An 18,074-nucleotide genomic window follows, 5' to 3' on the forward strand; every position below is an offset into this window, starting at 1 on the left:
GATCAGAATAGAGTGAACGGTCAACGCTTGGGCTCCCTGGGCCAGCCAAGTTGCTGGTACTCCGCCTGGAGTGTAGCCAGCGTGAGCGGGCTGTTGCGCGCGTAGCGTTGTGCTTCCAGGCGCAACAGCCAGTCGCTCAGGTTGTAGGCAAAGGCGGTGTCGCCCCAGTGCTGGCGCACGCGCTGCGCCAGGCCTCGGGGGGTGAGCGTTTCGTGGTCGGTGAGGCCCAGTCGCCGCAGGCGAGCGGCCGTGCGCCGCAGCAGGCGCAGCCAGGGGTCGTGCTGCTGGCGTTCCCACAGCGTCCAGGTCGCGCCGGCCAGGCTCACCAGCACCACCACACCGATCAGCACATAGGCCAGGTCGGTCCAGCTCGGCGCCGAGAAGCCCAGGTTTTTGAGCAGGTTGAGCTGTTGGCCCTGGGTGTAGTTGAGAACCCACTGGTCCCAGCCGCTGTTGACCGCTTCCCACAGGTCGCGCAGCTGCGCCGCCAGGGTGGGGTTGAGGGTGCGCACCGCGCCGGCGAACAGGCCTTCAGGCGCGCTCAGCCGTTCCAGCGAGCCGGTGCGCCCCGGAGCCACGGCCGAGGTGGGGTCCACCCGCACCCAGCCCTGGCCCTGCAGCCAGACTTCGGTCCAGGCGTGGGCATCGCGCTGGCGCACCGTCCAGTAGCCGTCCACGCCGTTGAGCTCGCCCCCCTGGTAGCCGGTGACGATGCGCGCCGGGATGTCCATGGCGCGCATGAGAATCACGAAGCTGGAGGCGATGTGTTCGCAAAATCCCTCGCGGCGGTCGAACCAGAACTCGTCGGCCGTGTTGGCGCCGTAGACGCCGGGATCCAGCGTGTAGCTGTAGCCGCCGGTGCGCAGCCGATTCATCACCGCATCCACCAGCGCAGGTGCGTTTTGTGGCCCGGCACCGAACTCGCGGCGCAGGTCCTGGGCCAGCGCGAGGGTGCGCGGGTTGTAGCCGGGCGGCAGTTCCAGATGGTCTTGCAGGCCCACCACCTGCTCTGCGGGGCCGTGGCGAAACTGCGGGTAGCTCACCGCGTCGAAGCGCAGGCGTTCGCTCACCGGGCGGTCGGTGCGCCACTGCAGGTCGGCCGTCATGCGGGCCTCGCCACTGGGCAGGCGGGGTGCCTCGAGCGTGGCTTCGAGCATCAACAGCCAGGGACGCTGGTTGGGCTCCATCGTGATCTGGTAGCGCACCGGTTCGCCGGCCACCTGCAGGTTGGCCGGCAAGGCCATCTGCGCTGGAAAGCCCGATCGCAGGGGGCGCCATTCCACGCCGTCGAAGTCGCTGAGCACCGGGCCACGGAAATACAGCTGGGCTTGCGGCGGCGGGCGGCCTTCAAAGCGGACACGCAGCGCGGTGCGGTCGTCCAGCACCAGCTTGGCAATCTCGCCCACCTTCATGGTGTTGGAGAGACCACTGCGCCCTGTCATGCCGTCGTCGGGCAGGCCCCAGAGCGGTGCCATGCGCGGAAACAGCAGAAACAGCACCAGCATGATGGGCGCACCCAGCAGCGCCATACCGCCCGCGGTTCGGGCCGACTGCATCAACGGCGGGCGACCCACCGGCAGGTGGGCATTGACCAGCGCAGTCAACAGGCCCAGCAGCGCGATCAGGATGCCGGCCGCGGTCAGCAGCGACTGCGAATAGAAAAAGTGGGTCAGCAGGGCAAAAAAGGCGAGGAAGAAGATCACGAACGCGTCGCGCCGCGCGCGCAGCTCCAGCGTCTTGAGCGCGAGCAACACCACCACCAGCGTCACGCCCGCGTCGCGCCCGAGCAGCGTCTGGTGGGTGATCCAGGTGGCGACCAGCGTCACCACCAACAGGCCCAGCCGCAACCGCCAGCCGGGCAGCGGCTGATTGCGCAACGCCAGGCGCGCGCGCCAGACCAGCACACCCGCTGTCAGCACACTGCACCACCAGGGGATGTGAGCCACCTGCATCACCACCACCCAGCCGATGACGGCGAGCAGAAACAAGGTGTCGCGCGTGTCTCGAGGCAGTGATTGGACTCCCGCGCTCCACCGCTGCGCTGGTCGGCGCCCTGCGCCGAAGTTACTCTTCAGCGAAGAAGAGGCCTTGGTCAACATAGTGATCTCACCGCAGAGGGGAAGCCCCCCAGGGCAGCCGTGGAACCGGCTTCGCCGGGCAGCTGGTGTGGTTCCTCCTCCCGCAGGAGAGAGGGGAAAACGCGAAGCGGCACAGGGGGGTGAGCCCGACTGCCTCCGTAGCGCGTGCCCCACCCAGCACACACCGCAGAACCGGCTTGGCCGGGCAGCTGGTGTGGCCCCCCCTCCCGCAGGTGAGGGGGGAAGACGCGAAGCGGCGCAGGGGGGTGCTTCTTCATACCCTCGCCAGCGCCTCCAGGCAGCGGTTGCGGTGGCTCATCCCCTGGTCCGGCGAGATGACCTGGCCAGGCAGTCGCAGGCCGTAGTCCAGCCCCAGCCGCTCGGCCAGCAAGACCCAGGCGGTGAGCCGCGACAGGCGGGTTTCCAGGTCGTTGGCGCCGCACCGGGCGTGATCCAGCCAGAGTTGCTGGCGCTGGGCGTTCTGCGCTTCGCGGCTCACGAGCTGGTCACGCCCGCTGGCAAACGCTTGAGCCGCTTTTTTCCAGACCACTGCCTTGATCGGGTCGCCCCGGCGGTAGGCGCGCACGCCATCGAATTCACCCGTGCTCTGCGCCTGAGACCCGCTGGCCTGGCCTCCCAGCGGCTCGCCGGGTGGCAGCGGCGGTGCGTGGGCTTCCGGCGCCGGGTAAATCAGCACCTGCGCCGCCGGCCGCCACACGGTCCAGACGCGGAAAGTGCCGAGCGGAAACAGGGTCTGGGCTGTGAGCGCTGGCAGGGCCAGCAGTCCGCGCCGCGGCGCCTGCCACGCCACCTGGATCACCGAGCTGCCCTGGGCGGGCACGTCGATCCAGGCCAGGTGAGGCGCTTCGCTGCCGGTCGCCACCACGCCCAGACCGAGGCCATAGCGCGGTCGCTTGAGATCGCTGCTGAGGCGAATGTCGAGCAACACCGGCTGGCCCGCGTGCACCGGTGCCGGCGGGCTCAGGTGAAGGGTGACGCCGCGCAGGTTGCCGTGGCAGACGTGCATGCCCACCACTGCGCTGCCCGCCAGCAAGAAGGTGAGCAGGTAACCCAGGTTGAGCTGGTAATTGATGCTGCCCACCAGCAGCACCAACAGCGTGAACGCCAGCATCCAGCCCGGGCGGGTCGGCAGGATGTAGACGTTGCGCTGCGTCAGCGTCAGCGTGTCGGTGGCGGGTAGGCGGTTGTGGAACCACCGGCGCAGGCGAGTGCGTGCCAGCGCCAGCGGGTTGAAGCGGTGCCAGGAATACCGGGGTGCGGCGACGGCGTTCAATGCGCAAACCTGAAGTGTTGCCTCGCCTTGGACGTCCACCACTTCGCCGGCGCGAAGCGCCCCCAGGCAAGACATGCCCTGGAACTGGCTTGGCCAGGCCACAGGCATCGCCCCCCTGAGCGGATGACGGCGAAGCCGGCGCGGGGGGAATTCACGGCAACGGCACCGCTTCCAGCATCGCGCGCACCTGCTCCAGCGAGCCGCGGCCGGCGTCGGCCACCGGAATCAGGCGGTGCGCCGTGGTCTGCGGCAGGATGGCGGCGATATCGTCCGGCGCCACGTAGTCGCGCCCGCTCAAAAACGCCTGCGCCTTGGCCGCGCGCACCACCGCCAGCGCGGCGCGGGGCGACAGACCCTGGGCGAACCAGCGGCCCGAGCGGGTGGCGGCCACCAGGTCTTGCAGGTAGTCGATCACCGGCTCGGCGGTGTGCACCGTCGCCACCTGCTGCTGCAGCTGAGCGAGCGCTTCAACCGACAGCACCGGCGCGAGGCCATCGACCATATGACGACGGTCCTCGCCACGCAGCAACTCGCGCTCAGCGGCGCGGTCTGGGTAGCCCAGCGAGATCCGCATGTGAAAGCGGTCCAGCTGCGATTCGGGCAGGGCATAAGTGCCGAGCTGGTCGTGCGGGTTTTGCGTGGCGATGACAAAAAACGGCGTGGGCAGGGCGCGCGTTTCACCCTCGACCGTGACCTGCTTTTCTTCCATGGCTTCCAGCAAGGCACTCTGGGTCTTGGGGCTGGCGCGGTTGATCTCGTCTGCCAGCAGCACCTGGGCAAACACCGGGCCTGGATGGAACACGAAGCCCTCGTGTCCGCGCTCGTAGACCGACACCCCGACCAGATCGCTGGGCATCAGATCGGCGGTGAACTGCACGCGCGAAAACTGCAGGCCAAAGGCGCGCGACAGCGCATGGGCCAAGGTGGTTTTGCCCACCCCCGGCACGTCCTCGATCAGCAGGTGCCCGCCTGCCAGCAGGCAGGCCACACAGTCGCTCACCTGGGCGTTTTTCCCCACAATGACCGTGTTAAGCTGATTCAGCAATTGTCGAATGTTGGTGTCTGCGAGCATGCCGCGAACCTTAACGGAAAAAGATTGATGGGCCAGGCCACCGGTTATTTCACCCACCCCGATTGCTGGCGCCACGAGATGGGCGCCGGGCACCCTGAATGCCCCGAGCGGCTGGATGCGATCCAGGACCGCCTGCTCATCACCGGGCTGGACGCGGCGCTGGATCAGCGCGAAGCCACCCCGGCCTCGCTGGCCGACCTGGAGCTCGCACATGGTCGCATGCACCTGGCCTCCCTGAGGGGGCTTTCCGACGGACTTCGTGACGAAATCACGGCCGGCGGCCCCCAACACGCGCAGGTCGATCCCGACACGTCCATCAACATCCATTCCTGGGACGCGATCCTTGTGGCCGCTGGCGCGGCCATCGACGCCACCGACGCGGTGATGGCCGGCGAGGTGGCCAATGCGTTTTGCGCTGTGCGCCCTCCCGGGCACCATGCCACCCGCAACCAGGCCATGGGCTTTTGTTTCGTCAACAACGTGGCGGTGGCCGCGAAGTACGCGCTGGCGCGCTACGGTCTCAAGCGTGTGGCCATCATCGACTTCGATGTGCACCACGGCAACGGCACCGAGGACATCGTGCAGGGTGACGAGCGCATCCTCATGTGCAGCTTTTACCAGCACCCGTTCTACCCGGCCTGGAACCACGCGCAGGGTCCCAACCTGGTGAATCTGCCTGTGCCCGCCTACACCAAGGGCATGGCTGTTCGCGAGCTGGCCGAATCGGTCTGGATGCCGCGCCTGGAGCAGCACCAGCCCGAGATGGTCTTCATCAGCGCCGGTTTCGACGCCCACCGCGAAGACGACATGGGGCAGATGGCGCTGGTGGAAGAGGACTACACCTGGCTCACCCAGCGCATCAAGGACATCGCGTTGAAACATGCGCAAGGCCGCATCGTGAGCTGCCTGGAGGGCGGTTATGCCCTGAGTGCGCTGGCGCGCAGCGTGGAGGCCCATTTGCGGGTGCTGGCCGATGTCTGAAGCCGTCAGCTCACCGCTGCGCCACACGCACGATGCGCGCGGCGTGCACACGCTCACGCTGGCTGCGCCGCGCAGCTTCAACGTTCTGTCCGAAGCCATGCTGGCGGCCTTGCAGGCGGCCATCGACGCCATTGCAGCCGATTCGAAGGCGCGGGTGGTGGTGATCGCTGCCGAGGGCCGGGCTTTTTGCGCTGGCCACGACCTCAAGGAAATGAAGGCGCAGCCGCAGCTGGCTTATTACCAGGCGCTGTTTGCGCGCTGCTCGCGGCTCATGTTGTCGATCCGCGCGCTGGAGCTCCCGGTGATCGCGCGCGTGCAAGGTCTGGCCACGGCCGCAGGCTGCCAGCTGGTGGCGCAATGCGACCTGGCGGTGGCGGTCGAGAGCGCCACCTTTGGTGTCAACGGCATTGACGTGGGCCTGTTCTGCGCCACACCCGGCGTGGCCCTGTCGCGCAACATCCTGCCCAAACAGGCGATGGAAATGCTGCTCACGGGTGACTTCATCACCGCGGCGGAAGCGAAGGCACGCGGTCTGGTGAACCGCGTGGTGAGCGCCGAGCTGCTCGATGCCGAGATGGCGGCGCTGGTGGAGCGCATCCTGCAAAAGCCGCGCGAGGCCATTGCGCTGGGCAAGACCCTGTTCTACCGCCAGCTCGAAACCGGTCTGGCCTCGGCCTACCAGCTCGCGGGGCAGACCATGGCCTGCAACATGGCCGGCGAGGTGGCGCAGGAAGGCGTGCAGGCCTTCATCGACAAGCGCGCACCGAGCTGGCGCGGCTGAGGTCGGCCGACCTTCGACGCGTTTGCCCTTTTTGTTCTGACCTACCGATGACGACGACCACCACCATCACGCCAGCGCCTACGTCCGGCGTGTCGGCTCCAATCGACGACTTTGGCCTGTGGCTCGACAGCTTTTTGCGACCCACCGTGTTGATCGAGGTGGCTGCACTGATCGCCTGCGTGCTGCTGGCCTGGGGTCTGTCGGCCGCTTTGCGGCAGGCGCTGGGGATGCGCGACGAGCGGCGTTCGGTGCTGTTCGGGCGTCGTCTGTTCGACGGCCTGCTGTTTCCCCTGTTGCTGCTGTTGCTGGGCTACCTGGCGCGAGCGCTGTTGCTGAAGTTTTTGCCCGTGGCCACCTTCAAGGTGGTGATCCCGGTGCTGATCGCGCTGGTGGTGATCCGCTTCGGCGTGAAGGTGTTGCAGCTGGCGTTTGCGTCGGCGCCGTGGGTGAAGGTGATGGAGCGCTCCATCTCCTGGCTGGCCTGGATCGCCATGGTGCTGTGGGTCAGCGGCCTGCTGCCGGTGGTGCTGGCCGAACTGGATCAGATCACCTGGAAGATCGGTGGCTCACAGATCAGTGTGCGCACCCTGATCGAAGGCGCGCTCACCGCGGTGGCGGTGCTGATCCTCGCGCTCTGGATCTCGGCCGCCATCGAAACCCGGTTGCTGCGCTCTGCTGTCGGAGGCGACCTTTCGCTGCGCAAGGCGGTGAGCAACGCTACGCGCGCCATGCTGATGTTCGTCGGCCTGATCATTGCGCTGTCGGCCGTGGGCATCGACCTCACCGCGCTCTCTGTCCTGGGCGGCGCCATCGGTGTGGGCATTGGTTTTGGCCTGCAAAAGCTGGCTTCCAACTACGTGAGTGGTTTCGTGATTTTGGCCGAGCGCAGCATGCGCATTGGCGACAATGTGCGGGTCGACAATTTTGAAGGCCGCATCACGGACATCAATGCGCGCTACACCGTCATCCGCTCGCTGACAGGGCGAGAGTCCATCGTGCCCAACGAGCTCCTCATCATCAACCGGGTCGAGAACCTCTCGCTGGCCGACCCCAAGGTGTGGCAATCGACCGTGGTGTCGGTCGCTTACGAGAGCGATGTCGACGTGGTCACCCGGCTGCTGGAGGAGGCCGCCTTGTCGCAGGATCGCGTGCTCAAGGACCCCGGTCCCTCGGTGGCCTTGTCAGCCTTCGGCGCCGACGGCCTGGAGTTCACCCTGGGGTACTGGATCGCGGACCCGGAAAACGGTCAGCTCAACCTGCGCTCGCTGGTCAACCGCAGCATTCTGAAGTCGCTGCGGGACAACGGCATCGAGATTCCCTACCCGCAGCGCGTGCTGCACATGAAGCCGCCGCTGTCGCCGACCCCTTCTCCTACGACATGAAGCCTGGCAGCCACAGCGCGATGGCAGGGAACGCGATCAGGATGCCAAGCCGTCCGATGTCGGCCACCACAAAGGGCCAGACACCGCGGTAGATCGTGTTCAGTGAAACCGTGGGCAGCAGCGAGCTGAGCACAAACAGGTTCAGCCCCACCGGCGGCGAAATCATGCCAATCTCCACGATGGTCACGATCAGGATGCCGAACCACACCGGATCAAAGCCCAGCGCGGTGATCACCGGGAAAAACACCGGAATGGTCAGCAGCACGATGGCCAGCTCTTCCATCACCATGCCCAGCGCGAGGTAGATGCCCATCATCATCACCACCACCATCACCGGGTTCGGGCTGAACTGCAGCACGAAGTCGCGCAGGTCGGCCGGCATGCTGGTGAAGTTGATGAAGCTGGTGAAGATCATTGCGCCGATCAGGATGGTGAACAGCATGGCGGTGGTTCGGGTGCTCTCCATCAGCACCTCCATCAGCAGCTTCGGTGTCAGCGTGCGTCGCGCCAGCGCAAAGAGAAAGGCACCTGCCGCACCCACGCCAGCGCCCTCGGTGGCGGTGAACACGCCGCCGTAGATGCCGCCGATGACCAGCACAAACAGCAGCGCCACGCCCCAGATGCCCTTGACCGCCGCCAGGCGCTGTCGCGCGGTGTACCGCTCGGCGGGCGGTCCGGCTTCGGGGTCGCGCCAGGTCACAAAAACCACCGCCAGACACAGGCAGGTGATGGCCACCAGACCGGGGAGGATGCCGGCGATGAAGAGCCGACCGATGTCGGTCTCGGTGATGATGCCGTAGATCACCAGGATGGTCGACGGCGGGATCAGGATGCCGAGTGTGCCACCCGAGGCGATGGCGCCGGTGGCCAGCGTGTCCTTGTAGCCGTGGGATTTCATCTGCGGGTAGGCCACGCGCGACATGGTGGCGGCGGTCGCAATCGATGAACCGCAGATCGAGCCAAAGCCACCCGAGGCGATGATGCTGGCCATGGCCAGGCCACCACGCCGGTGACCGACGAAAGCGTTGGCGGCGTTGAAAAGTTCGCGCGCCATGCCGGCACGGGCGACGAAGTTGCCCATGAGCACAAACAGCGGGATGACCGACAGCGTGTAGTGAAAGCCGGTCTCGAACACCACCTGGCTGGTGCTGGCGAAGGCCGGTTGCCAGCCCCGCATCAAGCCCAGGCCGACAATGCCCGCGATCGACATCGCGATCGCCAGTGGGACCCGCAAAAAGGCGAGTGCAAACACCGCCAGGAAACCCAGCACCGCTTCGATCATGTTGCGCTTTCCGGTTCCTGCGCACCCACATGACCGGGCGGTGGCCGCACGAACACAAACAGCAGGTGCACCGCCGCCGTGATCGCCAGCAGACCCGCCATCACCCAGGCCACAGGCGCCAGAGGCAGCTGCAGATACACGGTGATGTCGCCGTACTCGGCGAAGCGGTCGGCCCGCATCAGGATCAGCTGGGCCAGGAAGCCGAACACACCGGCGCAGATCAGGTGGACGATGCTCATCTGCAAGCCCTTGAGCCAGGTCGGGATGAACGGGTCGAGCGAGTCGAACACCACGTGCTCACTGCGCCAGGACACGAGCGGCAGCGCGCCGAAGATCACGATCACCATCAACACTTCGGTCATCTCCAGGCTGCCTGGGATGGAGTTGTTGAAAAACTTGCGTCCCATCACGTCCAGCAGCGTGAGCCACATGATGGCGAAAAGCGCCATGGCTGCCATCAGTCCGGTGGACCAGCGCAGCAGTTTTTCCAGGGTTTTGAGCATGGGCTTGTATCGGGCCAGATCAACAAAAAACCGGCGAGGCCGCGAATGAACGACAGCCCCGCCGGCTCGGCGGTGTGAGACCGGCGCCCGGCTTACTTCACCTTGGCGATTTCAGCACGGAATTCAGCCAGCACCTTCTTCGGATCCTTCAGTCCCTTGACCTGGGCATTGGCTGCCCACTTGGTCTCCAGGTAGTCCTGCTTGTCGGCTACCGCCTTCACGAAGGCCTTGTCGGCCTGGATGCGGGCCACGCCCTGTGCCTTCTGCACGCCTTCGCGACTGGCGGCATCAACCTTGTCCCAGCCTTGGCCGAACATGCGCGCGGCGGTTTCGCCGGACAGTTTGTCCACCACCGCCTTGTCCTGCGCCGACAGCGCGTTGTACTTGCCCTGATTCATCATGAAGACAAAGCTGGTGTTGTACAGGCCACCCGGGAAGGTGGTGGCGTGCTTGATCATGCTGAGCTTGAACGAGGCCACCGATTCGTCGGGGAAGAAGGTACCGTCCATGACGCCGGTGGACAGCAGCTCGAACGATTCCGGCGCGGGCTTGAGGGTGGTGTTCCAGCCCATCGCCTTGGACAGTTCGTTGATGTTGCCGCCACCGATGCGGAACTTCAGCGAAGCGGCGTCCGCAGCCGACTTCACCGGCTGCTTGGTGTTGAAGATGATGCCCGGGCCGTGGGTGAACACGGCCAGCGCCTTGACGCCGCGGTGCTCGCCCAGAGGCGCAAAGTACTTGTTGTAAATCCGCTGGTAAGCGACCGAGGTGGCTGTGGAGCTGTCGCCCAGGAACGGGAACTCGGCCACCTGGGTGTTGATGAAACGCCCTGGCGTGTAGCCGTCCACCGTGTAGGAGATGTCGGCCAGGCCGTCTCGCACCGCGTCAAAGGTGCCGGGGGCTGCAACCACGCCCTTGGGCAGGATGTTGCACTTCATGCGCCCGGCGCTTTCCTTCTCCAGCAGGTCGCACCATTCCTTTTGCACCACGCTCAGCGTGTGGGTGGGTGGCAGCCAGCTCGAGACGGCAAACACCGTCTGCGCCGACGCTTGCGCGCCCATCAGCAAGGTGGTCGCACTCAGGGCGGCCAGGGCGTGTCGGGTCTTCATAAGGGGAATCTCCTGGAACAGGGGTGGAAAGGGCGGGGGAGCGTTGCATCCCATGGCGTTGATCAATATAGGCGAACACCCCTGCGCCCCGCCTCCAGACTAACCCGAATTAACCGACCGTTCGGTTGGTAAATTAGCCGATACGTGTTCTCCCATCGCAGAGAGCGCACAAAAACCCGCGTTAGGTGATCCGGGCCGCATCCTCTATAATTTAAAAAAGCACGACCGTTCGTTTTATCAATGGATCAGCAAGGTTCACCGCAGCGGTGGGCCTTCACCGGCTGCAGCGAAGGGCCGGGCATACAATCATCCAATTGACGTGCACGTCAACGCGTCAGCCATCTTTCAGTCCCCCATCTTCAGGAGTTTCCGATCATGAAAATCATCGTCCCCGTCAAGCGCGTGGTGGACTACAACGTCAAAGTACGAGTGAAGAGCGATGGCAGCGGTGTGGACATCGCCAACGTGAAGATGAGCATGAACCCGTTTGACGAGATTGCCGTCGAAGAAGCGGTGCGCCTGAAAGAAAAGGGCGCGGCGACCGAGGTGATCGCCGTTTCCTGTGGCGACGCCAAGTGCCAGGAGACGCTGCGCACCGCGATGGCCATCGGCGCCGACCGCGCCATCCTGATCGAATCCACCGAAGAGCTGCAGCCCCTGGCGGTGGCCAAGCTGCTCAAGGCCTTGTTCGACAAAGAGCAACCTGGCCTGGTCATCCTCGGCAAACAAGCCATCGACGACGACTGCAACCAGACGGGTCAGATGCTTGCGGCCCTGGCCGACCTGCCTCAGGCCACCTTCGCCAACAAGGTGGAAGTGGCCGATGGCAAGGCCAGCGTGACCCGGGAGGTGGACGGCGGTCTGGAGACGCTCTCGATCACGCTGCCTGCGGTCATCACCACGGACCTGCGCCTGAACGAGCCGCGCTACGTGACGCTGCCCAACATCATGAAGGCGAAGAAAAAGACGCTGGACATCATGAAGCCGGAAGACCTGGGCGTGGACGTGACCCCGCGCCTGAAGACGCTCAAAGTCAGCGAGCCGCCCAAGCGCGGCGCCGGCATCATGGTGCCCGATGTGGCCACGCTGGTGGACAAGCTGAAGAACGAAGCCAAGGTTATTTGACACCCCCGCGCCGCACATTGGGCTTCCCCCCGCGCCGCGCTTGCAGCGCGTCACCCCCCCAGGGGGCGAAGCTGGCGGCCCGGCGAAGCCGGTTCCGCGGCTTCCTGGAACAAGACACGCGAACCTCACGCACTCTTTCGTAAGACAGGATTTGAACCATGACTTCTCTCGTTATTGCTGAACACGACAACGCTTCGATCAAGGGCGCCACCCTCAACACAGTGACCGCTGCCGCTGCCTGCGGTGGTGACGTGCATGTGCTGGTGGCCGGTCACAACGCTGGGGAAGCGGCCAAGGCGGCCGCCGCGATTGCCGGCGTGGCCAAGGTGATCCATGCCGATGGCGAAGGCCTGGCCCATGGTCTGGCCGAAAACGTGGCAGCTCAGGTACTGGCCATCGCATCCGGCTACAGCCACATCCTGTTCCCCGCCACCGCTTCGGGCAAGAACATCGCGCCGCGCGTGGCCGCCAAGCTCGATGTGGCCCAGATCAGCGACATCACCAAGGTTGAATCGCCCGACACCTTTGAGCGCCCGATCTACGCCGGCAACGCCATGGCCGTGGTGCAGAGCAGCGATGCCACCAAGGTGATCACGGTGCGCACCACCGGATTCGACCCGGCAGCCGCCAACGGTGGCAACGCCCCAGTGGAAATCGCCGCCGCCCAGGCCGACAGTGGCAAGACCACCTTTGTGGGCAGCGAGATCGCCAAAAGCGACCGCCCCGAACTCACCGCCGCCAAGGTCATCGTTTCAGGTGGCCGCGCACTGGGTTCCAGCGAGAAGTTCGACGAAGTGATGACGCCGCTGGCCGACAAGCTCGGCGCCGCGTTGGGCGCCAGCCGCGCCGCCGTGGATGCAGGCTACGCCCCCAACGATTGGCAGGTCGGCCAGACCGGCAAGATCGTGGCGCCTCAGCTCTACGTGGCCTGCGGCATCTCGGGTGCCATCCAGCACTTGGCTGGCATGAAGGATTCCAAGGTCATCGTGGCCATCAACAAAGACCCCGAAGCCCCGATTTTCGGCGTGGCCGATTACGGGCTGGAGGCCGACCTGTTCGACGCGGTGCCTGAACTGACCAAGGCACTCTGACACGCCAGACCCTGAACAGGGCATCGTGTTCGATGCCCTTTTTTCTATCCGATTTTTGCGACACCTGAGGCACAAGATGAGCTACACCGCCCCCCTGAAAGACATGCTGTTCAACATCGAGCACCTGGCGCGCATCGACCAGGTGGCGGCCATGCCCGGTTTCGAAGACGCGGGTCTGGAGACCGCGCAGGCGGTGCTGGAGGAATGTGCCAAGCTCAACGAGGGCGTGCTGTCTCCCCTGAACTGGGAGGGCGACAAGAACCCGTCCAGCTTCAAGGCTGGCGTGGTCACCACCACGCCGGGCTTCAAGGAAGCGTTCAAGCAGTACACCGAAGGCGGCTGGCAGGGCCTGCAGCACCCGGTGGATTTTGGTGGCCAGGGCCTGCCCAAAACCATCGGTGCGGCCTGCGGCGAAATGTTGAACAGCGCCAACATGAGCTTTGCCTTGTGTCCCTTGCTGACCGATGGCGCCATCGAAGCCCTGCTGACCGCTGGCAGCGACGAACTCAAGGCGATCTACCTGGAGAAACTGGTCAGCGGCCAGTGGACTGGCACCATGAACCTCACCGAACCACAGGCCGGCAGCGACCTGGCGGCGGTGCGCAGCCGTGCCGAGCCACAGCCCGACGGCACCTACAAGGTGTTCGGCACCAAGATCTACATCACCTACGGTGAGCACGATATGGCCGAAAACATCGTGCACCTCGTGCTGGCCCGCGTGACCGGAGCGCCCGAGGGCGTGAAGGGCATCAGTCTGTTTGTGGTGCCGAAGTTCATGGTGAACAAGGACGGTTCGCTGGGCGAGCGCAACGACGTGCACTGCGTGTCCATCGAGCACAAGATGGGCATCAAGGCCAGCCCCACAGCGGTGCTGCAGTACGGCGACCACGGTGGCGCTGTGGGCTACATCGTGGGTGAGGAAAACCGCGGCCTGGAGTACATGTTCATCATGATGAACGCGGCGCGTTATGCGGTGGGTGTGCAGGGCATCGCGATCGCCGAGCGCTCGTACCAGAAGGCTGTGGGTTATGCCAGGGACCGCGTGCAGAGCCGCCCCGTGGACGGCAGCATGAGCGCGGCTGCGCCCATCATCCACCACCCCGATGTGAAGCGCATGCTCATGACCATGCGTGCCTACACCGAAGGCTGCCGCGCCATGGCCGCCGTCGCTGCGGCGGCCTACGACGCGGCGCATCACCACCCTGACGCCGCCGCCCGCAAGGAGAACGCGGCTTTCTACGAATTCCTGGTGCCGCTGGTCAAGGGCTACAGCACCGAGATGAGCCTGGAGGTCACCTCGCTGGGTGTGCAGGTGCACGGTGGCATGGGTTTCATCGAAGAGACCGGTGCGGCCCAGTACTACCGAGACGCCAAGATCCTCACCATCTACGAAGGCACCACCGCCATCCAGGCCAACGATCTGGTGGGCCGCAAGACGGCGCGCGACGGCGGCACTGGCGCCAAGGCGATTGCGGCGCAGATCGAGAGAACCGAGGCCGATCTGGTCAAGCGTGGCAGCGTGCAGGCGCTGGCCGTGGCCAAGCGGCTCACTGCCGCCCGGCAGGCGTTTGTGGACGTGGTCGAGTTCATCGCCGCCAACACCCGCAGCAACCCCAACGCCGCATTCGCCGGCAGCGTGCCCTACCTGATGCTGGCAGGCAACCTGATGGCCGGCTGGCAGTTGGCCCGCGCGCTGCTGGTCGCCGAAGAACAGCTCACCGCCGGCATCGAGCCCACCTTCATGCAGAGCAAGATCACCACCGCGCGCTTCTACGCTGACCACATCCTCAGCCGCGCCCCAGGCACGCGGGACGCGATCGTGGATGGTGCCGACGCGGTCACCGCGCTGTCTGCCGACGCTTTCTGAAGTCCGCCTGCTGAGTGTCTGCGCGTGCTGTCGCCGCATCGACACGGCGGGCAGCAGACAGCGTCCAGAATGCACCGATCCCCCCACCCGGAGACCCCATGACCGCACCCGCGCGCTACCTGCCTCCCGTTCTCAAGAACATCAAATTTCCCGTCATCGGCTCGCCGCTGTTCATCATCAGCAACCCCAAACTGGTGATCGCTCAGTGCAAGGCCGGCGTGGTCGGGTCCATGCCCGCGCTCAATGCGCGCCCCGCCTCGCAGCTGGATGAATGGCTGGCCGAAATCACCGAGGCGCTGGCCGCGCACGATCAGGCGAACCCAGACAACAAAGCCGCGCCATTTGCCATCAACCAGATCGTGCACAAGAGCAACGACCGCCTGGAGCACGACATGCAGGTGTGTGCGAAGTACAAGGTGCCGATCATCATCACCAGCCTGGGCGCCCGCGAAGATGTGAACAAGGGCGTGCAGGCCTGGGGTGGCGTGGTGCTGCACGACGTGATCAACAACGTTTTTGCCCGCAAGGCGATCGAGAAGGGCGCTGACGGCCTGATTCCCGTGGCGGCAGGCGCGGGTGGTCACGCCAGCGTGAAAAGCCCGTTTGCCATGGTGCAGGAAATTCGCGAGTGGTTTGGCGGCCCGGTGGCGCTGTCCGGCTCGATTGCATCGGGCGGTGCGGTTCTCGCGGCGCAGGCCATGGGTGCCGATTTCGCCTACATCGGCTCGGCTTTCATCGCCACCGACGAAGCGCGCGCAGTGGACGGCTACAAGCAGATGATCACCGAGAGCAACTCGGATGACATCGTCTACAGCAACTTCTACACCGGCATTCACGGCAACTACCTCAAGGGCAGTATCCGCAACGCCGGCATGGACCCGGATAAGCTGCCCGAGAGCGACCCCAGCAAGATGAACTTCTCCACTGGCGAAGGCGCCAACGCGGCCAAGGCCTGGAAAGACATCTGGGGCTGTGGCCAGGGCATCGGCGCCATCCGCGAAGTGATGCCGGCCGCCGATCTGGTGGCGCGCTTCAAGCGCGAGTATGCCGAGGCCAAAGCCCGTATTTGCTCCGGCTAGAGCCATCTCCGGAGCGCGTGCCCTGCCCAGGGCTCCCGTGGAACCGGCTTTGCCGGGCCACAGGGAGCGTTGCCTTCAGGGGGAAGACGCAAAGCGGCGCAGGGGGCAGCTCACTTGAACCAATCTTTGATCGCGTCGATCAAGGTGGGTGGTCCAGCGTACTGCGTGCCGCTGCCGTCGGAGATGGCAGCCACCGCACCGCCGTTCTGCCACTCGCTGTAGAGCCAGTCGTCCCCCTCACGCATCAGGCCCGCGGGCGCCTGGCCAGGGGTACTGATCGGCACGCCCTTCAACGCCTTGGCCATGTAGTCGATCCAGATCGGCAGGGCGAGTCGGCCGCCCGATTCGTGATCGCCCAGGCTGCGCGGCTTGTCGTGGCCCAGCCAGACCACCGCTGCCAGGGTGGGCTGGTAGCCGGCGAACCAGGCGTCGACCACGTCGTTGGTGGTGCCGGTCTTGCCGTAGATGTCGGGGCGCTTGAGAGCGGTCTGGGCGCGTGCCGCGGTGCCCACGCGCGTCACATCGGCCAGCAGGCTGTTCATCACGTAGGCATTGCGCGCTGGGATGGCGCGGTTGTCGTCGGTCAGCACCGGCGGTGGTGGCGCTTCGAACAGCAGCTTGCCCTGCGCGTCGACGATCTTCTCGATCACCACCGGTTCCACGTTCCAGCCGCCATTGGCCAGCGTCCCGTAGGCACGGGCCATTTGCAGCGGTGTGACCAGGCCGGTGCCCAGGGCCAGGGTGAGGTTGTCAGGCTGGCGTTGCGCGTCCAGGCCGAAGCGGGTGGTCCAGTCCCGGGCGCGCTGGGTGCCGGTGTGCTGCAGCACGCGCACACTCACCAGGTTGCTGGACTTGGCCAGCGCCTGGCGCATGGTGATCGGACCAGCCTCGGTACCACCGCTGTTGCCCGGGCTCCAGCCATTGGCCGCGGTGAACGGCAGGTCGTCGATCAGGGTGCCCGGCATCACGCGCTCTTCCAGCGCGGCCGAGTAAAGAAGTGGCTTGATGGCCGAGCCGGGCTGGCGCCAGCTTTGCGTGACGTGGTTGAAGGGTTGCTTCGAGAAGTCGAATCCGCCCACCAGGGCGAGCACGCGGCCGGTGCGCGGGTCAAGCGCCACCAGCGCGGCTTCGGCTTCCGGCCATTGGGTGATGGCCCATGCCTTGCCGCTGGCCAGGACTCGCACCACCGAACCGCGCTGCACCCGAAGGGCCGGCTTGGCCTTGGACGTGAGGCCCGCCGTGGCCTGGCGCAAGCCTTTGCCCTCGATGGTCAGGCGTTCGCCATCGGCCAGCTGCACCTGCACCGACTTCGCACTTGCTGCCAGCACCACGGCCAGCCGCAGCACATCGTCGTCCCGCTGGCCTTTGAGGCCTTCGGCGATCGCGTTGTCGAGTTCGCTGCCGTCGGCCTTCGGCAGTTCGATCTGGTCTTCCGGCCCGCGCCAGGCACTGCGCGCTTCCAGCGCCATCACGCCGCGGTGCACGGCGTCGGTGGCAGCGCGCTGGTCGGCGGCGCGCAGCGAGGTTGTCACTCGGATACCGCTGGAATAGGCCTCGGTGCCGAAGCGCTCGACCACCGCGCGGCGCGCCATCTCGGCCACGTGTGCGGCCTCTACGCTGCGCTGCCCTGGCGTTCGGATGCTGAGCTTCTCGGCACGCGCGCTGGCCAGCTGCTGTTCGGTGATGGCACCGACGGTGCGCATGCGCTCCAGTACCACGCGCTGGCGTGCGGTGGCCCGCTGGAAGTTGGTCACCGGGTTGGCGTAGTAGGGGTTCTGCGGCAGGCCGGCCAGCATCGCCGTCTCGGCCAGCGAGAGCTGGTCCATGGGCTTGCCGAAATAGGTCTTGGCGGCAGCCGCGAAGCCGTAGGCGCGCTGGCCGAGGAAGATTTCGTTGAGGTAGATCTCCAGGATGCGGTCCTTGGACAGCGCATCCTCGACCTTGAAGGCCAGCAGGATTTCCTTGGCCTTGCGCTCCACCGTGCGCTCGCGGGTGAGCAGCATGGTGCGCACCAGTTGCTGGGTGATGGTGCTCGCGCCCTGAGTGCGCCCGCCGGTGAGCATGGCGATTGCGGCGCGCGCCATGCCCTTGGGGTCGACCCCGTTGTGCTCGCGAAAGCGCGCGTCTTCGACCGCCAGCACCGCGTCCTGCAAAAGCTTGGGCGTGCGCGCCAGCGGCACATACTCACGCCGCTCGGTGCCGAACTGCGCGATCTCCACGCCGTCGGCGGTGAGCACCTGCAGCGGCAGCTTGGGCTGGTACTGCACGATGCGGTCGATGGCCGGCAGATCGAAGGCCGCGACTGGCGCGGGGACCGTGGCGATGCATGTGGCAGTCACAGCGACCGCCAGCAGGGGCTTGATCAAGGGAGACGGAAGGGGCAAGCGAAACATGTCTTGCGATTATCCCGGCGCCGTGTGAAGCGGGTGT

General features: G+C 65.7%; 14 protein-coding genes. 7 read left to right on the forward strand and 7 right to left on the reverse strand.

Going from position 1 to position 18,074, the window contains the following annotated elements:
* Window positions 1–20 precede the first annotated feature (20 nt).
* From QUV25_RS07240 to QUV25_RS07250, 3 genes are all read right to left on the reverse strand, one after another.
* Window positions 21–2,099, reverse strand: a complete 2,079-nt coding sequence (locus tag QUV25_RS07240) for a DUF3488 and transglutaminase-like domain-containing protein (protein WP_300862756.1) — start codon at window positions 2,097–2,099, stop codon at window positions 21–23.
* 253 nt (window positions 2,100–2,352) lie between these two features.
* Window positions 2,353–3,324, reverse strand: coding sequence for a DUF58 domain-containing protein (locus QUV25_RS07245; RefSeq protein ID WP_300863081.1), 972 nt, complete (start codon window positions 3,322–3,324; stop codon window positions 2,353–2,355).
* Window positions 3,325–3,523: 199 nt separating this feature from the next.
* Window positions 3,524–4,444, reverse strand: a complete 921-nt coding sequence (locus tag QUV25_RS07250) for a MoxR family ATPase (protein WP_300862758.1) — start codon at window positions 4,442–4,444, stop codon at window positions 3,524–3,526.
* A gap of 27 nt (window positions 4,445–4,471) precedes the next feature.
* On the opposite strand from QUV25_RS07250, the gene QUV25_RS07255 reads away from it, so the two are divergent.
* From QUV25_RS07255 to QUV25_RS07265, 3 genes are read left to right on the forward strand one after another with little or no spacing between them, the layout of a single operon-like run.
* A complete protein-coding gene (locus QUV25_RS07255) occupies window positions 4,472–5,425 on the forward strand; it encodes a histone deacetylase family protein (protein WP_300862760.1) in 954 nt (317 codons plus the stop codon).
* Window positions 5,418–6,206, forward strand: coding sequence for an enoyl-CoA hydratase (locus QUV25_RS07260; protein WP_300862761.1), 789 nt, complete (start codon window positions 5,418–5,420; stop codon window positions 6,204–6,206). The genes QUV25_RS07255 and QUV25_RS07260 overlap by 8 nt, the downstream gene beginning before the upstream one ends.
* 47 nt (window positions 6,207–6,253) lie before the next feature.
* Window positions 6,254–7,588 carry a mechanosensitive ion channel domain-containing protein gene (locus QUV25_RS07265; RefSeq protein WP_300862762.1) on the forward strand — a complete coding sequence of 445 codons (1,335 nt, stop codon included), beginning with the start codon at window positions 6,254–6,256 and terminating at the stop codon, window positions 7,586–7,588.
* On the opposite strand, the gene QUV25_RS07270 is transcribed toward QUV25_RS07265, so the two are convergent.
* The 3 genes from QUV25_RS07270 to QUV25_RS07280 all read right to left on the reverse strand — a co-directional run bounded on the left by QUV25_RS07270 (window position 7,578) and on the right by QUV25_RS07280 (window position 10,482).
* On the reverse strand, window positions 7,578–8,870 hold the full coding sequence (locus tag QUV25_RS07270; protein ID WP_300862764.1) for a TRAP transporter large permease: 1,293 nt from the start codon (window positions 8,868–8,870) through the stop codon (window positions 7,578–7,580). The two genes, QUV25_RS07265 and QUV25_RS07270, sit on opposite strands and share 11 nt — an antisense overlap.
* Entirely contained in the window at window positions 8,867–9,373 is a 507-nt protein-coding gene (locus tag QUV25_RS07275) for a TRAP transporter small permease (RefSeq protein ID WP_300862766.1), read from the reverse strand. The genes QUV25_RS07270 and QUV25_RS07275 overlap by 4 nt, the downstream gene beginning before the upstream one ends.
* A gap of 92 nt (window positions 9,374–9,465) precedes the next feature.
* Window positions 9,466–10,482: a TRAP transporter substrate-binding protein gene (locus QUV25_RS07280; RefSeq protein ID WP_300862767.1), complete on the reverse strand. Its 1,017-nt coding sequence runs from the start codon at window positions 10,480–10,482 to the stop codon at window positions 9,466–9,468.
* A 375-nt stretch (window positions 10,483–10,857) separates the two neighbouring features.
* On the opposite strand from QUV25_RS07280, the gene QUV25_RS07285 reads away from it, so the two are divergent.
* The 4 genes from QUV25_RS07285 to QUV25_RS07300 all read left to right on the forward strand — a co-directional run bounded on the left by QUV25_RS07285 (window position 10,858) and on the right by QUV25_RS07300 (window position 15,644).
* Window positions 10,858–11,607, forward strand: coding sequence for an electron transfer flavoprotein subunit beta/FixA family protein (locus QUV25_RS07285; protein ID WP_300862768.1), 750 nt, complete (start codon window positions 10,858–10,860; stop codon window positions 11,605–11,607).
* A gap of 158 nt (window positions 11,608–11,765) precedes the next feature.
* Entirely contained in the window at window positions 11,766–12,698 is a 933-nt protein-coding gene (locus tag QUV25_RS07290; RefSeq protein WP_300862770.1) for an electron transfer flavoprotein subunit alpha/FixB family protein, read from the forward strand.
* A gap of 76 nt (window positions 12,699–12,774) precedes the next feature.
* Window positions 12,775–14,565 (forward strand): acyl-CoA dehydrogenase, encoded by a 1,791-nt coding sequence (locus QUV25_RS07295; RefSeq protein WP_300862771.1) that lies wholly within the window; start codon window positions 12,775–12,777, stop codon window positions 14,563–14,565.
* 98 nt (window positions 14,566–14,663) lie between these two features.
* Entirely contained in the window at window positions 14,664–15,644 is a 981-nt protein-coding gene (locus tag QUV25_RS07300; RefSeq protein ID WP_300862773.1) for a nitronate monooxygenase family protein, read from the forward strand.
* Between the two features lie 110 nt (window positions 15,645–15,754).
* On the opposite strand, the gene QUV25_RS07305 is transcribed toward QUV25_RS07300, so the two are convergent.
* Complete coding sequence (locus tag QUV25_RS07305; RefSeq protein WP_300862775.1) at window positions 15,755–18,037, reverse strand: penicillin-binding protein 1A; 2,283 nt, start codon at window positions 18,035–18,037, stop codon at window positions 15,755–15,757.
* Window positions 18,038–18,074: the final 37 nt, after the last annotated feature.

Source organism: Hydrogenophaga sp. (assembly GCF_030373245.1).
In the GTDB taxonomy this organism is placed as follows: Bacteria; Pseudomonadota; Gammaproteobacteria; order Burkholderiales; family Burkholderiaceae_C; genus Hydrogenophaga.